At 60.3% G+C, this 21,089-nt stretch carries 26 protein-coding genes, 1 tRNA gene and 3 pseudogenes; 18 read left to right on the forward strand and 12 right to left on the reverse strand.

Features of this window, described 5'->3' with window-relative positions:
* Positions 1-3: 3 nt before the first annotated feature.
* The 3 genes from AC07WT_RS00945 to AC07WT_RS00955 all read left to right on the forward strand — a co-directional run bounded on the left by AC07WT_RS00945 (position 4) and on the right by AC07WT_RS00955 (position 2,870).
* Positions 4-672: a HugZ family pyridoxamine 5'-phosphate oxidase gene (locus AC07WT_RS00945; RefSeq protein ID WP_494945725.1), complete on the forward strand. Its 669-nt coding sequence runs from the start codon at positions 4-6 to the stop codon at positions 670-672.
* A 397-nt stretch (positions 673-1,069) separates the two neighbouring features.
* On the forward strand, positions 1,070-1,375 hold the full coding sequence (locus tag AC07WT_RS00950) for an H-NS histone family protein (protein ID WP_494945726.1): 306 nt from the start codon (positions 1,070-1,072) through the stop codon (positions 1,373-1,375).
* Positions 1,376-1,625: 250 nt separating this feature from the next.
* On the forward strand, positions 1,626-2,870 hold the full coding sequence (locus AC07WT_RS00955) for a cation diffusion facilitator family transporter (protein WP_494948358.1): 1,245 nt from the start codon (positions 1,626-1,628) through the stop codon (positions 2,868-2,870).
* Between the two features lie 56 nt (positions 2,871-2,926).
* On the opposite strand, the gene AC07WT_RS00960 is transcribed toward AC07WT_RS00955, so the two are convergent.
* From AC07WT_RS00960 to AC07WT_RS00970, 3 genes are all read right to left on the reverse strand, one after another.
* Positions 2,927-3,385 carry an Lrp/AsnC family transcriptional regulator gene (locus tag AC07WT_RS00960; protein WP_085228732.1) on the reverse strand — a complete coding sequence of 153 codons (459 nt, stop codon included), beginning with the start codon at positions 3,383-3,385 and terminating at the stop codon, positions 2,927-2,929.
* A gap of 90 nt (positions 3,386-3,475) precedes the next feature.
* A complete protein-coding gene (locus AC07WT_RS00965; protein ID WP_494945727.1) occupies positions 3,476-4,102 on the reverse strand; it encodes a 3'-5' exonuclease family protein in 627 nt (208 codons plus the stop codon).
* Complete coding sequence (locus tag AC07WT_RS00970; protein WP_494945728.1) at positions 4,099-4,743, reverse strand: MBL fold metallo-hydrolase; 645 nt, start codon at positions 4,741-4,743, stop codon at positions 4,099-4,101. The genes AC07WT_RS00965 and AC07WT_RS00970 overlap by 4 nt, the downstream gene beginning before the upstream one ends.
* A 640-nt stretch (positions 4,744-5,383) precedes the next feature.
* On the opposite strand from AC07WT_RS00970, the gene AC07WT_RS00975 reads away from it, so the two are divergent.
* Positions 5,384-5,986, forward strand: coding sequence for a septal ring lytic transglycosylase RlpA family protein (locus AC07WT_RS00975; RefSeq protein ID WP_494945729.1), 603 nt, complete (start codon positions 5,384-5,386; stop codon positions 5,984-5,986).
* Positions 5,987-6,103: 117 nt separating this feature from the next.
* Here the strand turns inward: AC07WT_RS00975 and rsmI are convergent, their stop codons facing one another.
* Entirely contained in the window at positions 6,104-6,979 is an 876-nt protein-coding gene (gene rsmI, locus AC07WT_RS00980) for a 16S rRNA (cytidine(1402)-2'-O)-methyltransferase (protein WP_494945730.1), read from the reverse strand.
* 334 nt (positions 6,980-7,313) lie between these two features.
* Between rsmI and AC07WT_RS00985 the strand changes: the two genes are divergently transcribed.
* From AC07WT_RS00985 to AC07WT_RS01010, 6 genes are all read left to right on the forward strand, one after another.
* Positions 7,314-7,754: a YraN family protein gene (locus AC07WT_RS00985; RefSeq protein ID WP_494948359.1), complete on the forward strand. Its 441-nt coding sequence runs from the start codon at positions 7,314-7,316 to the stop codon at positions 7,752-7,754.
* A 268-nt stretch (positions 7,755-8,022) separates the two neighbouring features.
* Positions 8,023-8,610: a phosphoheptose isomerase gene (locus tag AC07WT_RS00990; RefSeq protein ID WP_494945731.1), complete on the forward strand. Its 588-nt coding sequence runs from the start codon at positions 8,023-8,025 to the stop codon at positions 8,608-8,610.
* Positions 8,611-8,636: 26 nt separating this feature from the next.
* Positions 8,637-9,428, forward strand: a complete 792-nt coding sequence (locus AC07WT_RS00995; protein ID WP_492595364.1) for a BON domain-containing protein — start codon at positions 8,637-8,639, stop codon at positions 9,426-9,428.
* Complete coding sequence (locus AC07WT_RS01000; protein ID WP_494945732.1) at positions 9,425-9,775, forward strand: c-type cytochrome; 351 nt, start codon at positions 9,425-9,427, stop codon at positions 9,773-9,775. The genes AC07WT_RS00995 and AC07WT_RS01000 overlap by 4 nt, the downstream gene beginning before the upstream one ends.
* 64 nt (positions 9,776-9,839) lie before the next feature.
* Positions 9,840-9,915 (forward strand) — tRNA-Ala (locus tag AC07WT_RS01005).
* Between the two features lie 738 nt (positions 9,916-10,653).
* Positions 10,654-11,430 carry a plasmid-related transcriptional repressor protein gene (locus AC07WT_RS01010; protein ID WP_494945733.1) on the forward strand — a complete coding sequence of 259 codons (777 nt, stop codon included), beginning with the start codon at positions 10,654-10,656 and terminating at the stop codon, positions 11,428-11,430.
* Between the two features lie 210 nt (positions 11,431-11,640).
* On the opposite strand, the gene AC07WT_RS01015 is transcribed toward AC07WT_RS01010, so the two are convergent.
* Positions 11,641-12,501 (reverse strand): hypothetical protein, encoded by an 861-nt coding sequence (locus tag AC07WT_RS01015; RefSeq protein ID WP_494945734.1) that lies wholly within the window; start codon positions 12,499-12,501, stop codon positions 11,641-11,643.
* 81 nt (positions 12,502-12,582) lie between these two features.
* Positions 12,583-12,714, reverse strand: a complete 132-nt coding sequence (locus AC07WT_RS01020) for a hypothetical protein (RefSeq protein ID WP_494945735.1) — start codon at positions 12,712-12,714, stop codon at positions 12,583-12,585.
* 312 nt (positions 12,715-13,026) lie between these two features.
* On the opposite strand from AC07WT_RS01020, the gene AC07WT_RS01025 reads away from it, so the two are divergent.
* From AC07WT_RS01025 to AC07WT_RS01045, 5 genes are all read left to right on the forward strand, one after another.
* Positions 13,027-13,320 carry a HigA family addiction module antitoxin gene (locus tag AC07WT_RS01025; protein WP_494945736.1) on the forward strand — a complete coding sequence of 98 codons (294 nt, stop codon included), beginning with the start codon at positions 13,027-13,029 and terminating at the stop codon, positions 13,318-13,320.
* Positions 13,313-13,615 (forward strand): hypothetical protein, encoded by a 303-nt coding sequence (locus tag AC07WT_RS01030; RefSeq protein ID WP_494945737.1) that lies wholly within the window; start codon positions 13,313-13,315, stop codon positions 13,613-13,615. Before AC07WT_RS01025 ends, AC07WT_RS01030 begins: the two co-directional genes overlap by 8 nt.
* A gap of 367 nt (positions 13,616-13,982) precedes the next feature.
* A complete protein-coding gene (locus AC07WT_RS01035) occupies positions 13,983-14,246 on the forward strand; it encodes a plasmid mobilization protein (protein WP_494945738.1) in 264 nt (87 codons plus the stop codon).
* Positions 14,247-14,284: 38 nt separating this feature from the next.
* Positions 14,285-14,491 (forward strand): LPD7 domain-containing protein, encoded by a 207-nt coding sequence (locus AC07WT_RS01040; protein WP_494945739.1) that lies wholly within the window; start codon positions 14,285-14,287, stop codon positions 14,489-14,491.
* 54 nt (positions 14,492-14,545) lie between these two features.
* Entirely contained in the window at positions 14,546-14,812 is a 267-nt protein-coding gene (locus AC07WT_RS01045) for a KfrB domain-containing protein (protein ID WP_494945740.1), read from the forward strand.
* Positions 14,813-15,031: 219 nt separating this feature from the next.
* Here AC07WT_RS01045 and AC07WT_RS01050 read toward each other — a convergent pair whose 3' ends face one another.
* From AC07WT_RS01050 to AC07WT_RS01060, 3 genes are all read right to left on the reverse strand, one after another.
* Positions 15,032-15,526 carry a 3'-5' exonuclease family protein gene (locus tag AC07WT_RS01050; protein WP_494945741.1) on the reverse strand — a complete coding sequence of 165 codons (495 nt, stop codon included), beginning with the start codon at positions 15,524-15,526 and terminating at the stop codon, positions 15,032-15,034.
* Between the two features lie 54 nt (positions 15,527-15,580).
* The gene (locus tag AC07WT_RS01055; protein ID WP_494945742.1) at positions 15,581-16,111 is read right to left on the reverse strand and encodes a hypothetical protein; all 531 of its coding nucleotides are present in this window, start codon (positions 16,109-16,111) and stop codon (positions 15,581-15,583) included.
* Positions 16,112-16,248: 137 nt separating this feature from the next.
* Entirely contained in the window at positions 16,249-17,550 is a 1,302-nt protein-coding gene (locus AC07WT_RS01060; protein WP_494945743.1) for a hypothetical protein, read from the reverse strand.
* Between the two features lie 175 nt (positions 17,551-17,725).
* Here AC07WT_RS01060 and AC07WT_RS01065 point away from each other — a divergent pair, with 175 nt between their 5' ends.
* Both AC07WT_RS01065 and AC07WT_RS01070 read left to right on the forward strand, forming a co-directional pair.
* Positions 17,726-18,442 carry a TIGR02391 family protein gene (locus tag AC07WT_RS01065; protein WP_494945744.1) on the forward strand — a complete coding sequence of 239 codons (717 nt, stop codon included), beginning with the start codon at positions 17,726-17,728 and terminating at the stop codon, positions 18,440-18,442.
* Entirely contained in the window at positions 18,439-19,395 is a 957-nt protein-coding gene (locus AC07WT_RS01070) for a tyrosine-type recombinase/integrase (RefSeq protein ID WP_494945745.1), read from the forward strand. Before AC07WT_RS01065 ends, AC07WT_RS01070 begins: the two co-directional genes overlap by 4 nt.
* 45 nt (positions 19,396-19,440) lie before the next feature.
* On the opposite strand, the gene AC07WT_RS01075 is transcribed toward AC07WT_RS01070, so the two are convergent.
* Positions 19,441-19,626: a hypothetical protein gene (locus tag AC07WT_RS01075; RefSeq protein ID WP_494945746.1), complete on the reverse strand. Its 186-nt coding sequence runs from the start codon at positions 19,624-19,626 to the stop codon at positions 19,441-19,443.
* A gap of 593 nt (positions 19,627-20,219) precedes the next feature.
* Between AC07WT_RS01075 and AC07WT_RS01080 the strand changes: the two are divergent.
* Positions 20,220-20,444 (forward strand): annotated as a pseudogene (locus AC07WT_RS01080) (site-specific integrase); the annotation flags it as partial.
* Between the two features lie 114 nt (positions 20,445-20,558).
* On the opposite strand, the pseudogene AC07WT_RS01085 reads toward AC07WT_RS01080, so the two are convergent.
* Both AC07WT_RS01085 and AC07WT_RS01090 read right to left on the reverse strand, forming a co-directional pair.
* A pseudogene (locus AC07WT_RS01085) lies at positions 20,559-20,783 on the reverse strand (tyrosine-type recombinase/integrase); the annotation flags it as partial.
* 12 nt (positions 20,784-20,795) lie between these two features.
* Positions 20,796-20,990 (reverse strand): annotated as a pseudogene (locus AC07WT_RS01090) (IS66 family transposase); the annotation flags it as partial.
* Positions 20,991-21,089: the final 99 nt, after the last annotated feature.

The following is a 21,089-nucleotide window of genomic DNA, read 5'->3' on the forward strand; positions in this document are numbered from 1 at the left end:
CACTTGAACATTCCCGCCCACGCTCCGCTGCATCTGCTGCATACCGCTGCTGTCGGCACGCTTGCGACCCATGCGCGCCAGCCGCAAGGCTTTCCCTACCCGTCGGTGCTGCCATTCGCGCCGGATTCGCGGCACCGTCCGACGATTCTCGTGAGCCGGCTCGCCGAGCATACGCACAATCTGCACGCCGACCCGCGCGCCGGTTTTCTGGCCGTCGACGCGCCCGATGGCGACGTGCTGAGCAGCCAGCGCGTTACCTTGCTCGGCACCTTCGAACCGGTCGACTCGACGCCCGAGGTCGTGGACCGCTATCTGCGCTATCACCCGGACGCCGAACGCTACCTGGTTCTCGGCGACTTCACGTTCTGGGCGATGAAGATCGAGCGGCTGCGCTATATCGGCGGCTTCGGCTCGATGGGATGGCTCGACGGCGCCGAACTCGATCCGCTTGCGCCGCTCGGCTTCGATGAAGAGCGCGCGTTGATCGAGTACTTCACCCGGCATTCGGCGCATGCCGCCGAACTCCAGTTGCTTGGCGTCGATCGATACGGCGTCGATCTGAAACACGACGGCGTTCGCACCCGTTTCATTTTCGACGACGCCATACGCGATACTGAAACCTTGCACGCCGCGCTCGAAGTTTGCATCCAGCGCCACGCGAATCAAGCTTGATTGCTTTGATTGCCGCTCGGGGAAAACACGTATATCGCAATAACGACGGAGACATCTACCGCAATATGTGACACGGCTTCATGTTAAAGCTTTCATGCCGTGAAATGTTGGTACGAAATATCCATCTTAATTTTCATTTTTTGATAATTAATCTCATAATTACTGATGCCTCGCTACGGTTTTTCAGCAAAACACGAAACCAGCCATTTGAAAGACTGTGCGTAACGCGGCGGTCGATGGAAATTTTTTGAAACGAAATAGGATTAATTTTACGAAGCGACTTTTGCAGTCTTTCTATTTTGTGTTAATCTCGCCATCAAATTCCGAGGCATGATCACTTTCAAAGGGCAAGCTGGCTTAAGACTGGCAGTCATTTATCCAAACCATAAGGGAACCTATGTCTTCCTACAAGGAACTACTCGCCCAGCGCGAGAAGCTCGAAAAGCAGATCGAAGAAGCGAAGTCGCGTGAATACGCGGAAGTGTTGAATGAGATCAAGCAGAAAATGGCCGACTACGGCATTACGCTGAGCGAGCTCGGCGGCGGCCGCGCTGCCAAGGGCGCTAAAGCCGCCGGTCGTCCGCGCGCGGGCGTTGCGCCGAAATATCGCGACCCGGACAGCGGCAGCACGTGGTCCGGCCGTGGCAAGCCGCCGCGCTGGATCGCAGGCCTCGATCGTGAGAAGTTTTTGATCCAGAAGTAATGCAGTACACCAGTGGCGCCATTACAGCACCGCTGCTGACAAGAAAACCGCGCACCGTCCAGGGCGCGGTTTTTTTTATTGCGCCGGCGAATTGACATGCATTTGTCACACGTGCTCCATCCGATTGGAACGCGAATGCTTTTCGTTTAGATAAGCATCTGATTTAAAAGGGAAATTTAATGTCTGGATGGAACTATTTCGAGATGATCCGGGTAGAATGCAGCCATTGAACCTTTTCTCGCTGCTTCAGATGCCTTCCGCTACCGCCGTCCAGTCCGCCGAGAAACATCGCGTTGCGCGCAAAAGCACCTTTGTCAGTATTGCGCTGAATACGATGTTGATGGCGCTGCAAATCGTCATCGGCGTGTTTGCGCATTCTCAGGCGCTGGTCGCCGACGGTGTCCATTCGCTTGCCGATCTGATTTCCGATTTTGTCGTACTGGTCGCCAATCGGCACAGCGGCGCGAAGCCGGATGCCGGTCACAATTACGGACACAGCCGCTATGAAACCGTCGCTTCATTATTTTTGGGCGGACTGCTGATTGCGGTAGGCGTCGGCATGTTATGGCGCGCCGGTACGCGTCTTGCCGATTTGCAGAGCATTCCCGCCGTGCATATGAGCGCGCTCGCAGTCGCCGTTCTCGTGTTGATTTCCAAAGAAAGTCTGTTTCGCTACATGTTGCGCGAAGCGCAGCGCGTGCGTTCGGCAATGCTGATTGCGAACGCATGGCATGCGCGTTCGGATGCGGCGTCGTCGCTGGTGGTGGCGATCGGCATTATGGGTAGCCTCGCGGGCGTGCGCCTGCTCGATCCGATCGCCGCGGCGATTGTCGGCTTCATGGTGGCGCGCATGGGGTGGACGTTCGGCTGGGACGCGCTGCAGGATCTGTCGGACCGCGCGCTCGACGAAGCCGCGGCCGCCGACATGCGCAAGCTGTTGCTATCCACCCCCGGCGTGCGCGATGTGCACGAACTGCGTACGCGCAAGATGGGCGATTTCGCGCTCGTCGACGCGCACATTCTGGTCGATCCGCTGATTTCGGTTTCGGAAGGGCATTACATCGCGGAGTCGGCGCGCTTGCACGTGTTGACCGACAACCGCGTGCTCGACGCGCTCATCCATGTCGACCCCGAAAACGATGCGCTCGCACGGCCACCGGTCAACCTGCCGACGCGTGAGCGGGTAGTCGCCGAAGTCGATGCGGCGCTGGCCGAGGGCGGTATAAAGGCTGCGGCGGTCAATATCCACTATCTGAGTACGGGGCTGGATGTCGAAGTGACCTTGCCGGCCGCCGGTTCGCGCGCCGTCGAGAGCGACGCGCAGAATCTCACGCGCGTCGACCTGGCTGCGCTCAAGCGCCGCTTGGGCGCACGCAAGCTCGATGTGGTGCGGGCATTGGATACGGCGCCGGCTGAAACAGGCTCCGCGAAGGAAGCCGGGGCGGGCGAGGCGAAGGTACGCGGCGGGCTCGCCGAGCCGCACCACGCCCCCTGAACGCGCCGCCATGATGTGGGGCGCGAAAAGCTCGCGCCAGCTTCGGCGTCACGGTGTCACAGCGGCAATTGCGTATCGAATTTGATCTCGCGGAGCACGACGCTCGTACGCACCTGCGCAACAGCCGGAATCTTGAAGATGCGTTCGTGCAGAAAGCTGTCGTACGCCTTGATGTCCGGCGCCACGATCTTGAGGATGTAATCGGCTTCGCCGGTCGTGCTGTAGCACTCGGTGACTTCCGGGCAGGTGGCGATTTCCCGCTCGAACTGTTCGACGCCGCCTTCGGTGTGCCGTGTCAGATGAATATGTGCGAGCGCGCAGACGTGCAGCCCGAGCTTTTCGCGATCGAGCAGCGCCGTGTAGCGCTGGATCACTCCCGATTGCTCCATGTCCTTGATACGCCGCCAGCATGGCGTGCTCGACAGGCCGACCTGGTCGGAAATCTCTTGCACGGAGCGGCGTGCGTCGAGTTGCAGCAGGCGCAGGATTTTTTGAGAGAACGTATCGAGTGTCAACTGCGCCTCCGTTTGCGTCGCCGTATCAACGCATGGTAGAGGGCTCGAAAACGAAACGCAATGCAAAACGGCTTCGGCGAGGGAGATTACCTAATTTACCGGTTCCTCAGCGGTGTTTTGCCCTGAGTCGTCCCCATCTTTACCGGCTGCGACACTCGCCTGAGTGGCTCGCAACTCCTTGAGCATGTTGCAGAAGAGTGCGCCCTGTTCGATCGCGTCGTCGAGCGCGACGTGCGTGTGCGGATGATCGTCGAACCAGTGTTTCGGAAAGCGCGGTTTGATGCTCTTGCGATACGGCAAGCCGGTCATCGCGAAGGCCAGCGTCTTGATGTCGAGCGCCGACCAGGAAAACGGGCAACGGCCGGCAAAGCGCATCATGTACCAGAACATATAGGTGAAGTCGAAACCCGCCGGCATCGCCACGAACACCGGTTTGCCCGGCAACGCTTCAACCCATTCGACGTAGGCGTTCAGTGCGGCTTCCGGCTGCTGCAAATCCTTGCGGCAGGCTTCCCACGCATCGGGCTGCGTCTTCCACCACGCGGCTTGCACCGGATGCGGCGCGGCGCCTTCGAGCAATTCGAGATTCGCCGAGAAAGTGGCGATCAGCTGCTTGTCTTCGGTATAGGCAGCGGAGGCGAAACTGAGCATCGAATGCGGGCCGGGAATCGGGCCGTCCGCTTCGACGTCGGTGCTCACATAGATTTCGCTGCTCATGCTTCTACTCCGTCCGCGACGTATGGATTGGAGCGGCGCTCGGCGCCGAACGTCGAGGTGGGGCCGTGACCCGGCACGAAGGTGACGTCGTCGCCGAGCGGCCAGAGTTTCTCGCGGATCGAGCGCACCAGATCGGCGTGATTGCCGCGCGGAAAATCCGTGCGGCCGATCGACCCGGCGAACAGCACGTCGCCCACCAGCGCGAGCCGATGTTTGCGGCTGAAGAACACCACGTGTCCCGGCGTATGGCCGGGGCAGTGATAGGCCTCGAGGGTTTCGTCGCCGAATTGCACGGTGTCGCCATCTTGCAGCCAACGGTCCGGCTCAAACGCCTCTGCGGCTGGAAAGCCGAAGCGCGTACTTTGATCCGGCAGCTTGTCGAGCCAGAAGCGCTCGTCGGGATGCGGACCTTCGATCGGCACGCCGTAGTGCGCGGCAAGCGTCTTCGCGCCCGCGCAGTGATCGATATGCCCATGCGTCAGGAAAACTTTTTCGACCGTCACGTTCTGGCGCGCTACTTCGCCCTGAATGACATCGAGGTCGCCGCCCGGATCGACGACGGCCGCGCGTCCGGTCGCCTCGCAAACGAGCAGCGAACTGTTCTGCTGGAACGGCGTGACGGGGATCAAGGTGACTTTCATGGATGACGGCGCCGCTGGAAAAACGTTGATTGTACCGGCGTCTCGCCTACCCTCGCCGGGGGCGCCGAGACCTTGTTGCAGCGGGCCGTCGCTTGCCCATTTTTGCAACGATAGTGAAAAATCATCAAGGTTTTCAGTCGCTTGCCATCTCAGAAATTTCTTTTTGGTATAATGCCCTCCAGTGCACGGGTCACCGTGCCGCCACAAGGTGATGCGTCCCCATCAAAAATGGGCACGAGAATTGCCACTCAAGTATGTGCCGTCGCGCTTTACCGACGGCAATCCAGTATCGATGCATTCGATGCACACGTCTTACCCAGCCAGGCGCCGCGCGCCTGCAACGGACCTAACCTCCGTGACGCTGGGTGGGGCCTACGCCGCCGTTCCTGCACGCTGAGTTCCGCGCGCAAGAACGTGTTTGCCACGTTCGATGGCGGCATGTGGGGTCTGGTCAGGCTGCCGGGGACAGGTTGCGCCAGACGTGAAAATTAACCGTGCGGTAGCGGCTGTGTGAGCCGCATCCGGGCTTCTGCGTACTGCGCTCGTCTGCGCGGCGCGCTGTCGTCCCTTGCCGCCGGAGTCGCAGGCAACACGCTCAATTTTTCGCGTGATGCGGCTCGACAATGTGATTGCACGTCTTATGAAAACTCGGTTAACCCGCGGTCTCGGGAGTCTGTTCGCCTTTTTTGTGCTGGTCGGCTGCGCGACGCCTCCGGGCGCCAGCAGCACGTCCGCAAGCGGCATGCCGCTCGGCACGAAGAATGCGCAGGCGGGCTCGTTTGGGCCGCAAGCCTTCGGTGGCGCTCCGGCATCCAATGACGCCGCCAAAGGCTTATCGTTAGCCGACGCGCAGCCGCTGACGGACGACGGTCCCAGCATTTCGGACTTCCATCAGACCGGCCGCGCTTCCTGGTACGGCCGCGGCTTTCATGGCCGCCGCACCGCCAACGGCGAACGTTACGACATGCACGCGCTGACCGCGGCGCATCGTACGCTGCCGCTCGGCTCGTTTGTGCGTGTGACCAATCCGGCCACCTCGCGCTCGGTCGTCGTGCGTATCAACGACCGTGGTCCGTACGCGCGCGGCCGGGTGATCGACCTGTCGATGGCCGCCGCGAACGTGCTCGACATGCGCCATGCCGGCACCGCGCGGGTCAAGATCGAAGGGTTGACGCGGCAGGAAGCAAGGGCTGCACGTAACGAAATACTGGCGTCGAACTCGGGTTCGAGCGCCGAGAAATAAGCTGATGGCGGCAGGCGTGTTTCAGGCGCAGCCGTAACGCCGGCGAGCAAGCGGCACCGCCCGCTTGCCGTGCTGCAAGATTCAGTCAAAGGGCCGCCTCGCGCGGCCCTTTGTTTTTTACTCGTCCTTCTTCAGCGCCAACGCGCGCGTGTACAGCGTGTTGCGCGACGCCCCGGTGATGGCCGCAGCGACTTTCGCCGCGCTGCTCACCGTCAGCTCTTCCAGCAGGATGCCCAGCAACGCGTCGTGATCCTGCTCGCCGGCGGCTTCCGCCTGCGCGCCTTCCACCACCAGCACAAATTCACCGCGTTGCCGGTTCGGATCGGCGGCGAGCCACGCTGGCCCTTCGGCCAGGGTGCCGCGATGCAGCGCTTCATGTAACTTCGTCAATTCCCGCGCGATCAACAGCTTGCGCTCGCCGCCGAACGAGTCGGCCAGTGCCTGCACCGTCTCGACGATCCGGTGCGGCGCTTCGTAGAACACCATGGCGTGCGGATGCGTCGCGAGCGTTTGCAGCGTTGTCGCGCGTTGTTTTGCTTTCGGCGGCAGGAAGCCGAGGAACGAGAACGTCGCGACCCAGTCGCCGGCCGCGCTCAACGCGGTGGCGAGCGCGCTTGCGCCGGGTAGCGGAATCACCGGGAAGCCCGCTTCGCGAACCGCGTCGACCAGTTTTGCTCCGGGGTCGGAGATGCCCGGCGTGCCCGCATCGGACACGTATGCCACGCGTTCGCCCGCTCGCAGATGTTCGATCAGGCGCAGCGCCGCGGCCCGCTCGTTGTGCTGATGAACCGCGACGAGCGGCTTCGAGATGCCGTAGCGCGCGAGCAGCTGGCCGGTGTTGCGGGTGTCTTCGGCGGCGATGCGGTCCGCGAGTCCGAGCACATGCAACGCGCGCAGGGTGATGTCGGCGATATTGCCGATCGGCGTGGCCACCACATACAGCGCGGCAGTGGGGTACTGTTGCCCTTGCGCGAGTTCGAAGAGAGGAGTCATGAGACAGAAGACGCAGACAGACAGAACGAGGCCGCCATTGTGCCACGCAGCGGCGCGCGAGCCGGGCGGCGCGCGGACGGCGCGACATGCCGCCGGCGCCACGGCGGTGAGCGTGCCGAAGGGCGTAACGATGAACCGGACAGAGAGCACACCAAAGGGCACACCAAAGGGCACATTAAAGGGCACACCAAAGGGCACATCAAAGGGCACATCAAAGGGCACACCAAAGGGCACACCAAAGAGCACACCAAAGAGCACACCAATGAGCACGCCAATGAGCACACCAATGAGCACGCCGACGGGCAGAGCGGTGACCGCACCGAACGGCACGCCAATGAACGTATTGAAGAGCGCCGCGGCGCGCGCGCCGGCGAGCTTGCCCGTCAGCGCGCACAACTTTTTGGGACCTGCCCGGTCCAAACTCGTCGGCGCCGCTTTCGAGGCGCGTGCGCTGGAGTTTCTGCAGCGGCAGCGTCTGCGGTTCGTCGCGCGCAATGTGATGTGCCGCGGCGGCGAGATCGATCTCGTGATGCGCGAACGTGACGGCGCATTGGTGTTCGTCGAGGTTCGCGCGCGTGCGCAGCGGCACTATGGCGGCGCGGCGGCGAGCATCGGGTGGCAGAAGAAGCAGCGTATTGTGCGCGCCGCACGGCATTATCTGGCGACCCGCGGCCGGTATTCGCGCGACGAACCCGCGTGCCGTTTCGATGTGATTGCGTTCGAGGCCGGCCGGCTCGTGTGGCTGCGCGATGCGTTTCGCGCCGACGAAGTCTGACGCGGTGCGCGGAGAACGCGTGTGAGTGCGATAAACTTGCGCTCGCGTGCGGGTGCGCGAGCGACGCGCGCCAGCAGAAAAGCAGCGCGTTTTGCGACGTATTCGCGAACGTGCGGGGTTGCCGGCATCACGCGTCAGCACAAAGCGAGTATCGCGCGGAAGCGAAATGAGCGCCGCGCGGGCAGTGCGGAGCACCACCTGAAAGCACCCCAGTCTTCACAACACGGCCGCATGGCGCGGCTCATTCGCGGTACAAAATAGAGACTCGATGTCAGTCGAACGCATTCAACAACACTTCCGCGACAGCGCGGCAGTCAAACTCGAAGCCCTCGAAACCCTGTCGATGCCGATCGCCGCTGCGGTCGACACGATGTTCACCGCGCTTGCCAACGGCAATCGCATTCTTGCGTGCGGCAACGGCGGCTCGGCAGCCGACGCGCAGCATTTCGCCGCTGAACTGATCGGCCGATTCGAACGTGAGCGTCCGGGTTTGCCGGCGATCGCGTTGACCACGGACACGTCCGTGCTGACCGCGATTGCCAACGACTATTCATTCGAGCAGATTTTCTCGAAGCAGGTCTGGGCGCTCGGCCAGTCGGGCGACGTGCTGCTGGCGATCACCACGTCCGGCAATTCAGCCAATGTGCTGGCCGCGATCGAAGCCGCGCACGAGCGGGAAATGATCGTGGTCGCGCTGACCGGCAAGGGCGGCGGGCGCATGCAGGAAGTCTTGAGCGACACCGATATCCATGTGTGCGTGCCGTCCGATCGCACCGCGCGTATCCAGGAAGTGCATTTGCTGACCATCCATTGTCTGTGCGACGGCATCGATGCCATGTTGCTGGGCGAAGATTGAGACTGATTCCGAAGGAGAGCTAGTTGATGAGCGTATTCCGCGTCAAGAAGACACTGGTGAGAACCGTGCTGGTGGTCGGGTTCGCGGCGGGACTGTCCGCGACGTTGCAGGGTTGTTTCCTCGCCCTCGCTGGCGCAGCGGGTGGCGGCGCGCTGGTGGCGACCGACCGGCGCACGCTCGGCGCGCAGACCGAGGATCGCGAGTTGCAGGTGAAGGCGCTCGCGCAGATCAGCCAGAATTTGCCGGACTCGGCGCACGTGAACGTGACGGTGTTCAACCGGCGCGTGCTGCTGACCGGTGAAGTGGCGGGCGAGGTGTCGAAGCAGCGGGCCGAGACGATCGTACGTGGCTTGAACAACGTGAACACGATCGTCAACGAACTCGCGATCATGCCGGCCAGCTCGTTCTCGTCGCGCACCAATGACACGTACCTTGAAACGCGCGTGAAGACCGCACTGATCGCCGAGAAGAATATTTCGGCGAACAACTTCAAGGTGGTGGCCGAGCGTGGCTCGCTGTATCTGATGGGTCTCGTCACGATGGACGAAGGCAATCGCGGCGCGGATGTGGCGAGCCGCGTGCCGGGCGTGACGCAGGTCGTGAAGGTGTTCCAGTACATCCAGCCGCAGGAAGCGGCGGCGGCTGCCGCGGCTGCGGCAACTGCGCCGGTGGCTGCATCGCAACCGGACGCCAGCGCGCCGACGGTCGGCACGATTCCGGATTCGTCGGTGAGCGCTCGTCCGCTCGAGCAGCAGGCGCCGGCGCCGGTCAGCAATTCGAGCTCGGTGCATCCGGGCAATCCGAAGACGACGCCATGAAGTGGGGCGTTGCTTTCGCAGGCGCTGTATTGACGGTTGGCGTGTTGGGCGGTGCTTTTGCATCGACGGCGCAGGCAGCTGATACGCCGCGCGGCCAGATGGTGGCAAACGCGAATGCGTGTATGGGATGTCACGCGGTGGACCGCAAGCTGGTCGGGCCATCGTTCCAGCAGATCGCGACGAAGTACAAGGGCGATGCGCAAGCGCCGGCAAAGCTGTCGCGCAAAGTGAAGGACGGGGGGGCTGGCGTATGGGGCATGATTCCGATGCCGGCGCATCAGTCGATGAGCGATGCGGACATCCGCACGGTGGTCGATTGGGTGCTGGCGGGCGCGCCATCGAAGTGATGTTTTGGCGCGCGGCGGCGCTTGGCAAAACGGAAAATGCCTGTGCTAGAATAATTTGTACATTGGGGGGGTAGCTCAGCTGGGAGAGCGTCGCGTTCGCAATGCGAAGGTCGGGAGTTCGATCCTCCTCCTCTCCACCAAGTTTTTGTTTAGAAACAACGCACTACGTCTTGCGATGTAGTGCGTTGTTTTGCATTCTGGCGCAGGTTTTTGCACACTCGGTGTGGCAAATTTGTGGCGCCACACTGTCTTCCACATCAAGCGCGGCACATTGGTAGAAAACGCTTCGCAACTCTACCGAGATCTGACCGGCCGTAAAACGCAATCTTGCATGCATCAGCTAACCAACGCCGCTGTGTGCACGAATGTGACATGGCGCAAAAGGGCCATTGTCCATGCAAGCATTACTCACGGTCGATCAACTGGCGCAATGCCTCCGCAAATCGGTTGCGAGCATTCGTAGCGACGCAACTCGAAACCCTCAGTCCTTACCTCCCGTCTGTCGCCTGCCGGGGACGAAGCGTCTTCTATGGCGGGTCGAAGACGTCGAGAATTGGCTCGGCGCACACGTGAGCTTGGTGGTCGTGGAAGCCGAGCCTGAGGAGAAAATTGCCGCTCGGAGGCGTGGGCGTCCGACGAAGACAGATCAGGTCGCGCGGCAACGCCGCGAGGAAATGTTATCCGGCAGCAAGCCGACGAGTCAGTCGGCTCGTTGATTCATGACGCTCACAATGGTGCGGGCGAGGCAGCCCGGTGCCGCGGATGCTGCCCTTGCACGCTTGACAGAGAATCGACGCACTGCAGCGACAACGGACGTTCCGGCTGCCAAGGTACGCCAAGAACTTTTTCTCCCGGGTCTTGGCGAGCTTAGACGCGCAATGCCGAACCATATCGCTCGTTCAAGCTTGTTCTGTCCAGTCGCTAGAGGGCCGAAGACGTTGCATCGAGATAGTCTTCTAATCACCCGTAAAGACGCGGTCATCAAGTTTTGGGGGGAGCAACTCGATGAAGCGCAGGCCGATGTTTGGATGCAGGTGATGTACGAGGCAACAACGCGTCCGTTGGGCGAACCAATTCCCATCTGCCGAGCTCAATTTTTGCGCGCCATTGGGCGCCATACTGGCAAGTATGAGTATGCTTGGCTGCATCGCACGATGAAAGCGCTGTCCTTCGCCATGCTCGTGATCGAGGCAACGAACGATGGCAAACCGAAGCTGCACGTCGGCACTTCCGGCGCCCTGCACTTGGTTGACGGTTTTGACTACGACGATGTTCGCAAAGAGTACTCAGTTCGGGTCGATCCGAGGTGGCGCTACCTATACGAAAATCGCGAATTCGCCTTCATTGATTGGGCAAAACGCCTGCAAATACGGCAGGGCCAAGAAATGGCGAAAACTCTTCAGCGCCTTGTGGCAACCTCAGACGACATCATTCAACGATTTCGTCTCGTGTGGTTGAAGGAAAAGATGCAGTACCGCAGTCCAATGCGAAAGTTCAAAAGCTCGCTGACTGCTGCCATGAAAGAACTGGAGCGGCTTGAGATCATAGCCGCGGGGCGCATTGAACTTAGCACCAAAGGGATTGAACAGGCTGTGTGGATACGGATCGACGGTGAAGCCAACCATCGGGGTAGCGTTCCTCTTGCATCGGGGTAGCGTTCCGCTCTATCGGGGTTGCATTCCGCTTCATCGGGGTAGCGTTCCTGGTGCGTTGCCAAGATGCTCGCTGGCAAAGGCTTTGAGGGACGCTGTTTGCCCTCTACCTTCTTTCTACCTTTCTCTTACTGGGCAAGAATGTGGACAACTTTACGACTTTGAATGGTCAGAAGGCTTGCGATTTGCACGTGCGGGACCTGTGTCAACTTCCTACTTCGGTTCGCTCGAGTCGCTGACCTGCGGCACTTCGGTTGGGTCCCAGCCCAGATTCAAACTGTTCAATCGTGTGTCATTGTCGATCCACGAAAGCGGGTCCGTTGCGTACGGCATCGTTTGATGTTTCTGAATGCCGACGGATTCAAAATAAGATTGCTCCGTGGATAGGCGGCAAACCTCCATCTTAACGAGCTCGTCGCATACGATATCGTATCCATCAAAACTATTTAACTGGGATCTTATTTCGACATCGCTTAAACAGAGTTGAACGCATCGGTATGCACCAACCCCGTCAACATCCGAAATTGCTAGACAATTGATCGCTTGGTGTAGCCGATATAACGCAATCGCTTCTGTCAAATGATTTAGTGTTAGGGGTAGCTTACACGCCACCGCAGCGATTAACATTCCTTCAAACGCGCGAATGGTTTCGCGAAATGTTCTTTCGTTCCAAAATTCCGCTTCGATTTCGTAAGTGATATCGTCTACCAAAGGGGCGTTATCGAAAAAACGGGTACGGCAGAGCGGCCAGAGGGCGTTTGGATCACGCGCGTCCCCCCAAAGCGCTCGCCACAAATTCGCGGGGCCATCGTGATAGAGCTTATCGGCATGAGGAAATAGCTGACTTAGCTTGCGCAACGCATCAGCAGGAGGCTTTTTTAATTTTCCATCAATGAGGTGGTACCACTTCTTGGACGATTGTGTGTCCGGCCAGCCCAATCTTTCAGACTCTTTGTTAATCCAAGCGCCAAATTGGTTGGGATTGGCACACCCTACAGCTTGCATAAGAATCTTTATTAATGCTCTGGTGCGGAGTTTGGCAACTTCAATGTCTTTGGAGGTTTGACGTGCCATAAAGTGATAGTGATATAAAAAATAAAGGAAATTCGCCTGTCAATGCTATAGTTCAACACGATAATGCGGCGCGGGCAGCTTTCAAACGAGCGCCGCGAATGCATAGTGATCGGCGAGATTAGCCGGTAGCGGTGTGTCGAGCAGATTGAGCAGGAAGTGCCAGTCGGCTACCGATCGCGATTGCCGTTCCGTTACGCCCGAACGAGCTTTCATCGAGTGGGGCGGGGCCTTCGCGGAGGGCATCGGGCACTGCCTCGGCGTCCGTGTGCTGGATCGGTTTCGGGAGTGCGGCGTCACGTAGCCCAAACCGACGTAATAATTTGCCACGACCATCCGCGATTCGGCGGAGCCGGCCTGCAATCAGTTCGATGGCGGTCATTGTCTAGTTCCAAGTTGCCGGCGTTCCACTTGGCCGGCTTTTTCTGACGTTGGAAAAACAGCTTGATTGGAAACGCCCGATCACTATACCGCTTGACGGCCGTTTTGTAACGTGTCACGTTACGATAATCAATAGGAGAGCAACACGTGACATCGGACTACCGGCATCCTGGCGAGCAGTTGCGCCCTAGGCTCACAAAGGCTCGGCTGTCGGTGACCGCCGCCGCCCAAGCCCTTGGTGTGACCCGCAAGTGCCTCTCTGAGCTGCTGAACGGCCGATTTGGGATAAGTCCCGAAATGGCACTAAGGCTTGCCGCTGGATTTCCCGACACGACGCCGGAGTTCTGGCTCGGTCTGCAGACGCGCTGGGAGTTACAGGTCGCCCGAGAGAAGCTGGGCCCGCTCGACATCAAACCGCTCACGGGGAAAAGTCATGATTGAAGGTAGCCCGCCACCGCTGGCAATCGCGTCAAAGATCCTCGCGCCAGAGACGCTGTCTGCGCTCCGTCGTCGCCCCTATCACCTGGTCGCGTGGCGCATCGCCGACCGCTGGGCATTTGACCAGCCCGAGCGTCTGCATGCGCTCGAGACAGAAGGCGAAATTCTGGTGCTGATCCGGCTGCTGGAACAGCAGCAGCTTGAACATGACGCGTTGCTCGACTCGGTGGAAGAACTGCGGACGGGAATGTCACCCACAGAAATTCTCCTGCAGCGTGGTATCGAGCTTCGCCTGTGACAACCCTCAGGGCCTGCTATCAGCCAGTTCACCTGAGCGTACACGTGAGCTTCGATCTTCGAGTCGCCGCCAGATTGAACGGCTAGGTCGCCGGAATATTCGACGGCGCAGGACCCGCGATGATCGACTTTTTCATCGACCTGATGGTCCCCAGGAAAATCGGCGCGAACATCCACTCCATGTTCCACTGCATGTTCCACTGTTTTGCGAGGTACCTTGAGGACAGGATAGGGAATGTATCCACACGACAAGTCGTGCGGCTACACCGGTACCCAGCACTCGGTTGCCTTCGGCACCCTGCGCGCTTGGTACCTTTCCCTTGAACTCAGGGCTTCGCCCCGAGACCCGGACACCAAGGAATAAAAAAGTGACAAGAAAGACCGATGATTCGATCAAAGCGGCGTCCATCCGCCTGCGCATGAGCGCGGCAGATAAGGCGGTGATTGAAGAGAGGGCGAACGACCGGAAGCTGACCGTGACCGAATACCTGACGCGGGCAGGTCTGGGTCGCGCGACTCGGCAGCGGCCCGAGGTCGACGCAATTAATACCCTTCGACTGTGCGTGGATGAGTTGAAAGGGATTCATGCGATGCTGCGCACGATTGCCGGCGGCCATAGGTTGAACGCCTGACGTTCGGGCGCGAAAGCGTCTCCGATGACGCACTGGCGTTGACACTGCGCTACAGCGCCGAGAAGTGGAAGGACGGCATCCGCATCAGTGGCGGCGACTTCGCATTCAAGGCGCGGGTGGTACGGATGGCTGTCGAGCAGGCCATCGTGGTCCAGAACAGCGAACTGCGTGAGCTTGAAAAGCAGATCCGCGACGAAATTGCCGCACGGCGCGAGCCTCGGCGCGCAAGCGGTGACACTGGTTGACGTGCGACCACACAGTCCACTGTTGCCGCAGCCGCCAGCGGGCAAGATGACGACATGGAAGCGCTCATCCGAGGCCTTGACCCACACGCTCGGGTGTCGCGGGCGATCACCCAGGATAAGACCTACACCGGGCCGATTGTGGCGCAAAACACTCGCTTTATTGCGCAGGAGGTCGGACGCCATGAGTTCGTTCTGCATGAGCAGCGCGCGTTTGAGCGCGCTCCCGAGCATGCGGAGCGCGCGACGATCCGCTATCACGCTGGCAACGCGAAGGTGCAGGTGCAGGCAGCGAAGGCCAGACCGGGCCGTGGGTCTCGATAACTCGCCTTCGGACGGGTCTGATGTCCTTCCCATCCATGAATCAATGTGCCCGTTGACGCTATGGCCCTGCGGCTACACCAGACATTGGCGTTGTACTTTTTCTGACGTCAGAAATTGGGCCACAGTCATAGGGTGGTCACCCAAGTTCGAAAGATGGCGCGCGTTGCATGGGACGCGAAGTGGCCCACACGCCTAAACCGACTGCGAACACGGCATTCCCTAGCCAGCGTTGGCTTTTCGGGCATCCATCCACGCGAGCCAGCCGCGCCGGTAGGCGTGCGCGTCGGCCAGCGCGTGATGCTCGCGGTTATCCGTCCGGTAGTACGCGGCCACGGTGCGATCGTAGATCGTCGTGTCGATCAATGGCCGCAGGTCGAAGTACCGATCGGCCAGATTTGCCGGCCACGGCGTACCCAGCAGATCGAGCAGGAAACGCCAGTCGGTTTCCGAGTCGCACGCGACCTGGACGGCGCGCGGTGCGTCCGCGATCCACGCGCGCAGCCCGGCACTGGCTTCGGCGCGCGGCACGCGCGGGCCGGCGAGCAGCGGCAGCACTTCACGCTGCACGAACGGCGTGCAGTCATCGGGCGTCCATGTGTCGGCCAGCTCGGAATAGAACTCGCGCCGGCCATCTTCGGCCACGAGCGCGAGGCTGATGAGCTTCGGCCGCGACTGGCCGAGGCCGGTGTATTCAGTGTCGAGAAACAGCAGCATAGCCAGGTCCTGCAGGATCTTGAACTGGTGCGCGCCGACCCAGTCGGTGGGGGATTATTTTTCGTTACGTTCACGGTCGATGTAACGGTTAAATGCAGCCTCGTCGTCGTAAAGTGACCTCGAAAGCGTGTGGTCGGCCCAGTCGATCAGGCGCTCGATCACCGCGCGCCTGGACAGGCTAAAGTGCGCGACGAGACGCTCCAGCGCGAAAACCCGGGTGCCGTTCATCGTCAGGGAGAGACGCCGCTCGCCAGAATCGGCGTCTTCCGGACGCGGAAGCCGTTCGAGGACCGCTGCCACGTCCGAAGGAGCTTGGGCAGACGGCATCGCCCGTGACACCGCCTCAAGCTCGCCCCCTGCCCGCGCCAGTTCGTCACGCGGCTGCTCGCACTCCCGCACCAGGGCGTCATGGGCCTCGGCAGGTGGGATAATTTTCGTTACGGTAACGGATTTTGTGCGAGCCCCATGCCGGGCCCGCCACGCGGCTTGGCGCTCGGCGTTCGACATCGCATCAGGCTTTCGTGGTCGGCCACGGCCACGTTTTTCCGCTGGGCCGGTTACCTTGTCGTTTGCCGGTGCAGGCATGATGCATCCTTGTGCAGTTGACCACACCTATTTTATGTTATTGGTAACGATAAATGCGATATTCCGTTACGTGTAACGTAAATATGCAGCAGGCACGGCACAAGCGAGCGATGTGCGAGATCAGGTTTTATGCAAAGCTACCCTTTTACGGGCACCGGTCCTTCAACATCGGCAGACTCCGTTCTTGCTTTCGTCTTGCCGGCGATGTCGATCACTTTCGCCCGAAGTTCGGGCACCAGCTCGACAGCTCTTTCGAATGCCTTGGAATGAATCAGCTCGTGCCATGGACTCCCATAGTTCTTTTCATCTGCTAGTAGACGCAATGGCGCTTCCTCTATCCGCGACAACGTTGATGCAAAAAGGCGATTTTCAAATGCAGGGTCGATTCTCACAGCTTCCTTCCGGTACCCCTCATACGCTTTGGACACCGACGCCTTAAATGCATAGTCCTCTGCCAACCGGAATCGTTGGCCGATTTGCTTTGTTGCCAGCCATGCGAACCAGAAAGGCGCACCGACGCTTACCAGCGAGACACCGAGATGCAGTGCAATAGCTCCCCAAGTCGGCGTGGCGTTTGAGAGAAGACCGTTCAGAGCGCGAACACGCTCATACCCGATGACAGCACCCATTGCCAAGGCGACCATCAGGCTGCCAGTCCACCAACGAATAGAGACGTTAAGCTTGTTCGCTCGATCGTCAAAGGCTCCAGCCAATCCCTTGGACGTCGCAATCCGGTATGCGTCTTCGCATTTTTCGACGACTGCCGCAGCCTCAGCCTGCTTCTGTCGCATAGAACTAGCCACCGCCAATATCTCAGCTAGGGTGTTGCTGGCTTCTTGTTGTGCCAGCCTTGCGTCAGCTTCGAATTGTTTGGTTCTCTCTCGCGCCTCGCGAAGGGAGGCAAGATCTACGTCCAGAGACTCAGCCGCTGCATGCGCAGCCAGAATCTGTTCTGCTTTCGTTTCGAGGTCACCCGTCTTTTCTTCGACCGAGCTCACCCGCGTTTCAGCCGCGTTGATTCGCCGCTTCAGTTGAGGAGGAATCGCATACAACTCGGGTTGCGTTGGCCACTGAAGTGCATCTGTAAGCAAGGAATCCAGCGTCGACAACATGAGCAGCAACGCTGGCACTGCATGGACAGCATTGCCGCTGAACAGTTGCGGTACAGTGTTTCCGGTTGCGAAATTGATGCCCTTGGTTATTCCTTGGATGCGCGTCGCGACGTCGTTAGATAGTTCGATGTCTGCTTGTTTTCGAATTCGGTTCGAAAGGGAGGTAACTAGGGCGACGATGTCGTCACGGCTGACGCCGGCTACATTCCAGCCAAATGCTTCGTTGAGTTGTCGCTGTTCAGGCGCGTTCTTTATTGACGCCACCATCGCATCGAGTGCACCGCAAAGCGCCAGTAGGTTTGGATCTACTGCTTTCCCGTCAGCCATTTTCTTTCCCCGGAATTTTGTTCTAGTTGCCTACACCCATCGAGGGTCAAGTCCTCGCGACTCACAAGTTTAAGTCACAATACTATTTGAGTCTCCATATATAAGGTAATGTCCTTTATCACATATAGAAGGAACGGCCATGCGAGAGCTTCTGACCGAGATTCCCGATGTCGACGTGCTGCTCGCAGTCGAGCCGGAAGAACTGGCGGCCAAGGTGCTATTTCTGTTGCGTAGGCGAGGGGCGGCTCAGGTTCACTTTGGAAACCTCCGGGGAGAGCTGGAGATGGCTGCTGCCCGCGAACCCGCCTTTCCGCGTCACAGACTGCCTGAAGTCGATCTCGCCGTAGCCGAGGCGTTCGCGTGGCTCGAAGCACAGGGGCTGGTTGTGCCTGCCGAAGGCATGAACGGGAACAATGGCTTCAAGCACCTGAGCCGTCGCGCGCAGCGCTTTGAAAATGAGCAGGAGTTCACTGACTACCGGAACGCGCGTTTGTTGCCGAAGGAACTGCTGCATCCAGGGATCGCCACTACCGTCTGGCTGTCATTCATGCGCGGCGCCTACGAGACGGCGGTATTCGAAGCGATGCGCGAAGTCGAAATTGCGGTGCGTTCCGCAGCCGGTTACAAGGCATCCGACCACGGCATGCCGATGATGAGAAATGCGTTCAACCCGGACAACGGGCCGCTGACCGACATGAGCGTCGATTCTGCGGAGCGGCAGGCCATGCGCGAGCTGTTTGTCGGGGCGATTGGTTTGTACAAGAATCCTCACTCGCATCGACGTGAACCGATTGACAGTCCGCGCCAGGCCATCGAGATCATTCTGCTGGCAAGCCACCTGCTGCATGTCATAGACGCGCGCGTCGAGGCGATCAGGGGGGCAAACGCGTGAATCAGCTCGTCACGCTCAACACTATCCCGACGCCCGCGCTCGTCACGGCCGCTGGCGAGCGCGCGGGCGTGCGCTTCCTCGAGTTCTTCGCGTCGGCGATCCGCAACCCGCACACGCGCCGCGCCTATGCGCGTGCAGCGGGCGACTTTCTCGCGTGGTGCGCCGGTGCCGGCGTGCCGTCGATTACCGCCGTGCAGCCGCTGCATGTCGCCGCCTGGATCGAACTGCAGACGCAGACCCGGTCCGCGCCGACCGTCAGGCAGCACCTGGCCGCGATCCGCCACCTGTTCGACTGGCTCGTCATTGGCCAGGTCGTGCCGCACAATCCGGCTGCGTCGGTGCGCGGGCCCAGCCATACCGCGAAAGCCGGCAAGACGCCGGTGCTCGACGCTGTTGAGGCGCGGCAGCTGCTCGACAGCATCGATGTCTCGACGCCCGCGGGGCTGCGGGACCGCGCGCTGATCGCATTAATGGTGTTTTCGTTCGCGCGGATCGGTGCGGCGCTCGCGATGCGGGTCGACGATGTGTATGTGCAGCACCGCCGCCTGTGGGTGCGGCTGCGCGAAAAAGGTGGCAAGCGCCACGAGATGCCCTGCCATCACACGCTCGACGCGTACCTGCACACGTATCTGGACGGCACCGGCATCGGTGACGATCCGAAGGGGCCGCTGTTCCGCACGATCGCGCGTGGCACCGGCCGATTGAGCACGAGGCCGCTGCCGCAGGCGAACGCGTACGCGATGGTCCGGCGCCGCGCACTGGCGGTCGGCATCGGCACGGCGATCGGCAACCACACGTTCCGTGCGACCGGCATCACCGCATACCTGAAGGCCGGCGGCACGCTCGAGAACGCGGCGGCGATGGCGAACCACGCGTCGACACGCACCACGCAGCTCTATGACCGGCGCCGCGACGAGATCAGTCTCGATGAGGTCGAGCGGATCCGCTTGTAGCGAACGCCTGTCGCTCCTCTCGCCGGTTGATGTAGCGCATCCAGGTCACGATGATTTCTCATCGCGCGAGGAGGTATCGGCGCCTCGTGGCCGCGCCAGGCGGAAGACCACCGCAACGAGCAGCAGCATGGAGAAGCAACAGACGAACATGCTGGCGCCGGCGGGATGGGCATCGAGCTGCGCTACAAGGTTACTGCACGCGTTGATGATGCCAACCGCTTCTTTTTCCATATCGGCTTCCCGGTTAAAAAATCCCGGGCGAAAAAAAAGCCCGTCGGTGGTGACCGAGTGGGCTTTGATAAAACATGGTGTGTTAACGCAAAAACCCGCAGGCTTTCGCGATGCGGGTTTTGTCCGGACGAGCGCTTCCACTAAGGTGTGTGAGCCGCTTTCCAGGGGGCTCTGGTAAATCTCTTTGCTACCGTACTCTGCCGATGCCCTGACTTCCCGGCGGGAACTAGGCGTACGCGCAAGGCGCGATCAGCATTTTGACCGTCTAATCGGGGCGCAATTCCCCCAACCAACAATGCTACCGGATAGCTGTTTCTTCGTGTCGCGACGACAGCTCTTCCTGGCGTGTCCCAGGACGTCCCAACTGTCGGGTGTTACACATGGTGAAAACTGTGCCAGGTAAGTGAAAAAGTACTGACACGGTACGTGAAAAAGTCCGGCGGCCGACTCTTCTTGCGAGGACTCGGCCGCCCGTGATTGTCGCTGATCGACCCATTGCCGACAGTTGAGTGGTCAAAGCCGCAAGGGCAGGTAATAGAGTCAAACGGTCACTCGGGGCGCGCGGTTCTATGTTGGCGAATGACGTATCATTTGGCCGCAAGGATCGCTACGCGATGCTCTCGCCCGTGCTGCTCGAACGCCTGCGCGTCTGGTGGCGCGTCGCGCGTGCCCAGGGGAAGATGCTCGATGGTGGCTGGCTGTTTCCGGGCATGGATCCCGTCAACCCACTGACCCCGAAGCTGCTCAACCGCGCAATACACGCCGCTGCCGTGACTGCGCAGATCGACAAGCGCGTGTCCATGCACACGCTGCGTCACTATCTGCCGTTCCGGACTATGTCGGGTATCGAGAACAGGTTTTTACGAACGCCAGACACTCACGCGTCGTGACGCAAGGAAGCCCATTCCATCCCCCGACATAGTTTGCCCGCCCTACAGGCTATTCAGGAAGCCGAGGAGTTGGTCTGTCTGCTGGTAGCGAACCGACTTGCCCTGTGGTGGAGATGTCTTCGCAAGGGCTTGCTCCTTCATCGCAAGGGTCGCTTCGAGATAGATCTGCGTGGTTTCCACCGATTCATGCCCGAGCCACAACGCGATTACTGAACGATCGACGCCAGCCTGCAGAAGGTCCATGGCCATCGTGTGCCTCAAGCGGTGGACGGTGACCCATTCGAGGAAGCGGCCGAGCGCCGTCCAGCGCCTGAGGCTGTAGTCCAGCGCGGCGGCGATGCCGCCCCCGTCGGGCACGCGTGTGCGCTCGAGCTTCATCCACGCGTGCAACTCATGCCACAGCGGCTGCGCCTTCAGCGCCGGGCTGTGGTTACGCCGCGTCCGCTTCTTCTCCGTACCCATCGCGTCCATCATGAAGAGTTGATCGTGGACACGATCGTTGCCGTCTCACCCGGCCGGTTCAAGATGGGATGGCTGGCCCCTTACGCTCGGCATGCACAACCACACCCAGCG

This window comes from Paraburkholderia sp. GW821-FHT02A12 (assembly GCF_059422005.1).

Excerpts from the sequence above, each read along its gene's own strand:
- AC07WT_RS01060 (WP_494945743.1), bottom strand. The coding sequence starts at position 17,550 with ATGGCTGACGGGAAAGCAGTAGATCCAAACCTACTGGCGCTTTGCGGT.
- AC07WT_RS00955 (WP_494948358.1), top strand. The coding sequence starts at position 1,626 with ATGCCTTCCGCTACCGCCGTCCAGTCCGCCGAGAAACATCGCGTTGCG.
- AC07WT_RS00975 (WP_494945729.1), top strand. The coding sequence starts at position 5,384 with ATGAAAACTCGGTTAACCCGCGGTCTCGGGAGTCTGTTCGCCTTTTTT.
- rsmI (WP_494945730.1), bottom strand. The coding sequence starts at position 6,979 with ATGACTCCTCTCTTCGAACTCGCGCAAGGGCAACAGTACCCCACTGCC.
- AC07WT_RS00970 (WP_494945728.1), bottom strand. The coding sequence starts at position 4,743 with ATGAAAGTCACCTTGATCCCCGTCACGCCGTTCCAGCAGAACAGTTCG.
- AC07WT_RS00950 (WP_494945726.1), top strand. The coding sequence starts at position 1,070 with ATGTCTTCCTACAAGGAACTACTCGCCCAGCGCGAGAAGCTCGAAAAG.
- AC07WT_RS00965 (WP_494945727.1), bottom strand. The coding sequence starts at position 4,102 with ATGAGCAGCGAAATCTATGTGAGCACCGACGTCGAAGCGGACGGCCCG.
- AC07WT_RS00995 (WP_492595364.1), top strand. The coding sequence starts at position 8,637 with ATGAGCGTATTCCGCGTCAAGAAGACACTGGTGAGAACCGTGCTGGTG.
- AC07WT_RS01045 (WP_494945740.1), top strand. The coding sequence starts at position 14,546 with ATGGAAGCGCTCATCCGAGGCCTTGACCCACACGCTCGGGTGTCGCGG.
- AC07WT_RS01000 (WP_494945732.1), top strand. The coding sequence starts at position 9,425 with ATGAAGTGGGGCGTTGCTTTCGCAGGCGCTGTATTGACGGTTGGCGTG.
- AC07WT_RS01010 (WP_494945733.1), top strand. The coding sequence starts at position 10,654 with ATGCCGAACCATATCGCTCGTTCAAGCTTGTTCTGTCCAGTCGCTAGA.
- AC07WT_RS00990 (WP_494945731.1), top strand. The coding sequence starts at position 8,023 with ATGTCAGTCGAACGCATTCAACAACACTTCCGCGACAGCGCGGCAGTC.
- AC07WT_RS01075 (WP_494945746.1), bottom strand. The coding sequence starts at position 19,626 with ATGGAAAAAGAAGCGGTTGGCATCATCAACGCGTGCAGTAACCTTGTA.
- AC07WT_RS00985 (WP_494948359.1), top strand. The coding sequence starts at position 7,314 with ATGAACGTATTGAAGAGCGCCGCGGCGCGCGCGCCGGCGAGCTTGCCC.
- AC07WT_RS01015 (WP_494945734.1), bottom strand. The coding sequence starts at position 12,501 with ATGGCACGTCAAACCTCCAAAGACATTGAAGTTGCCAAACTCCGCACC.
- AC07WT_RS01030 (WP_494945737.1), top strand. The coding sequence starts at position 13,313 with ATGATTGAAGGTAGCCCGCCACCGCTGGCAATCGCGTCAAAGATCCTC.
- AC07WT_RS01055 (WP_494945742.1), bottom strand. The coding sequence starts at position 16,111 with ATGCCTGCACCGGCAAACGACAAGGTAACCGGCCCAGCGGAAAAACGT.
- AC07WT_RS01050 (WP_494945741.1), bottom strand. The coding sequence starts at position 15,526 with ATGCTGCTGTTTCTCGACACTGAATACACCGGCCTCGGCCAGTCGCGG.
- AC07WT_RS01020 (WP_494945735.1), bottom strand. The coding sequence starts at position 12,714 with ATGAAAGCTCGTTCGGGCGTAACGGAACGGCAATCGCGATCGGTAGCC.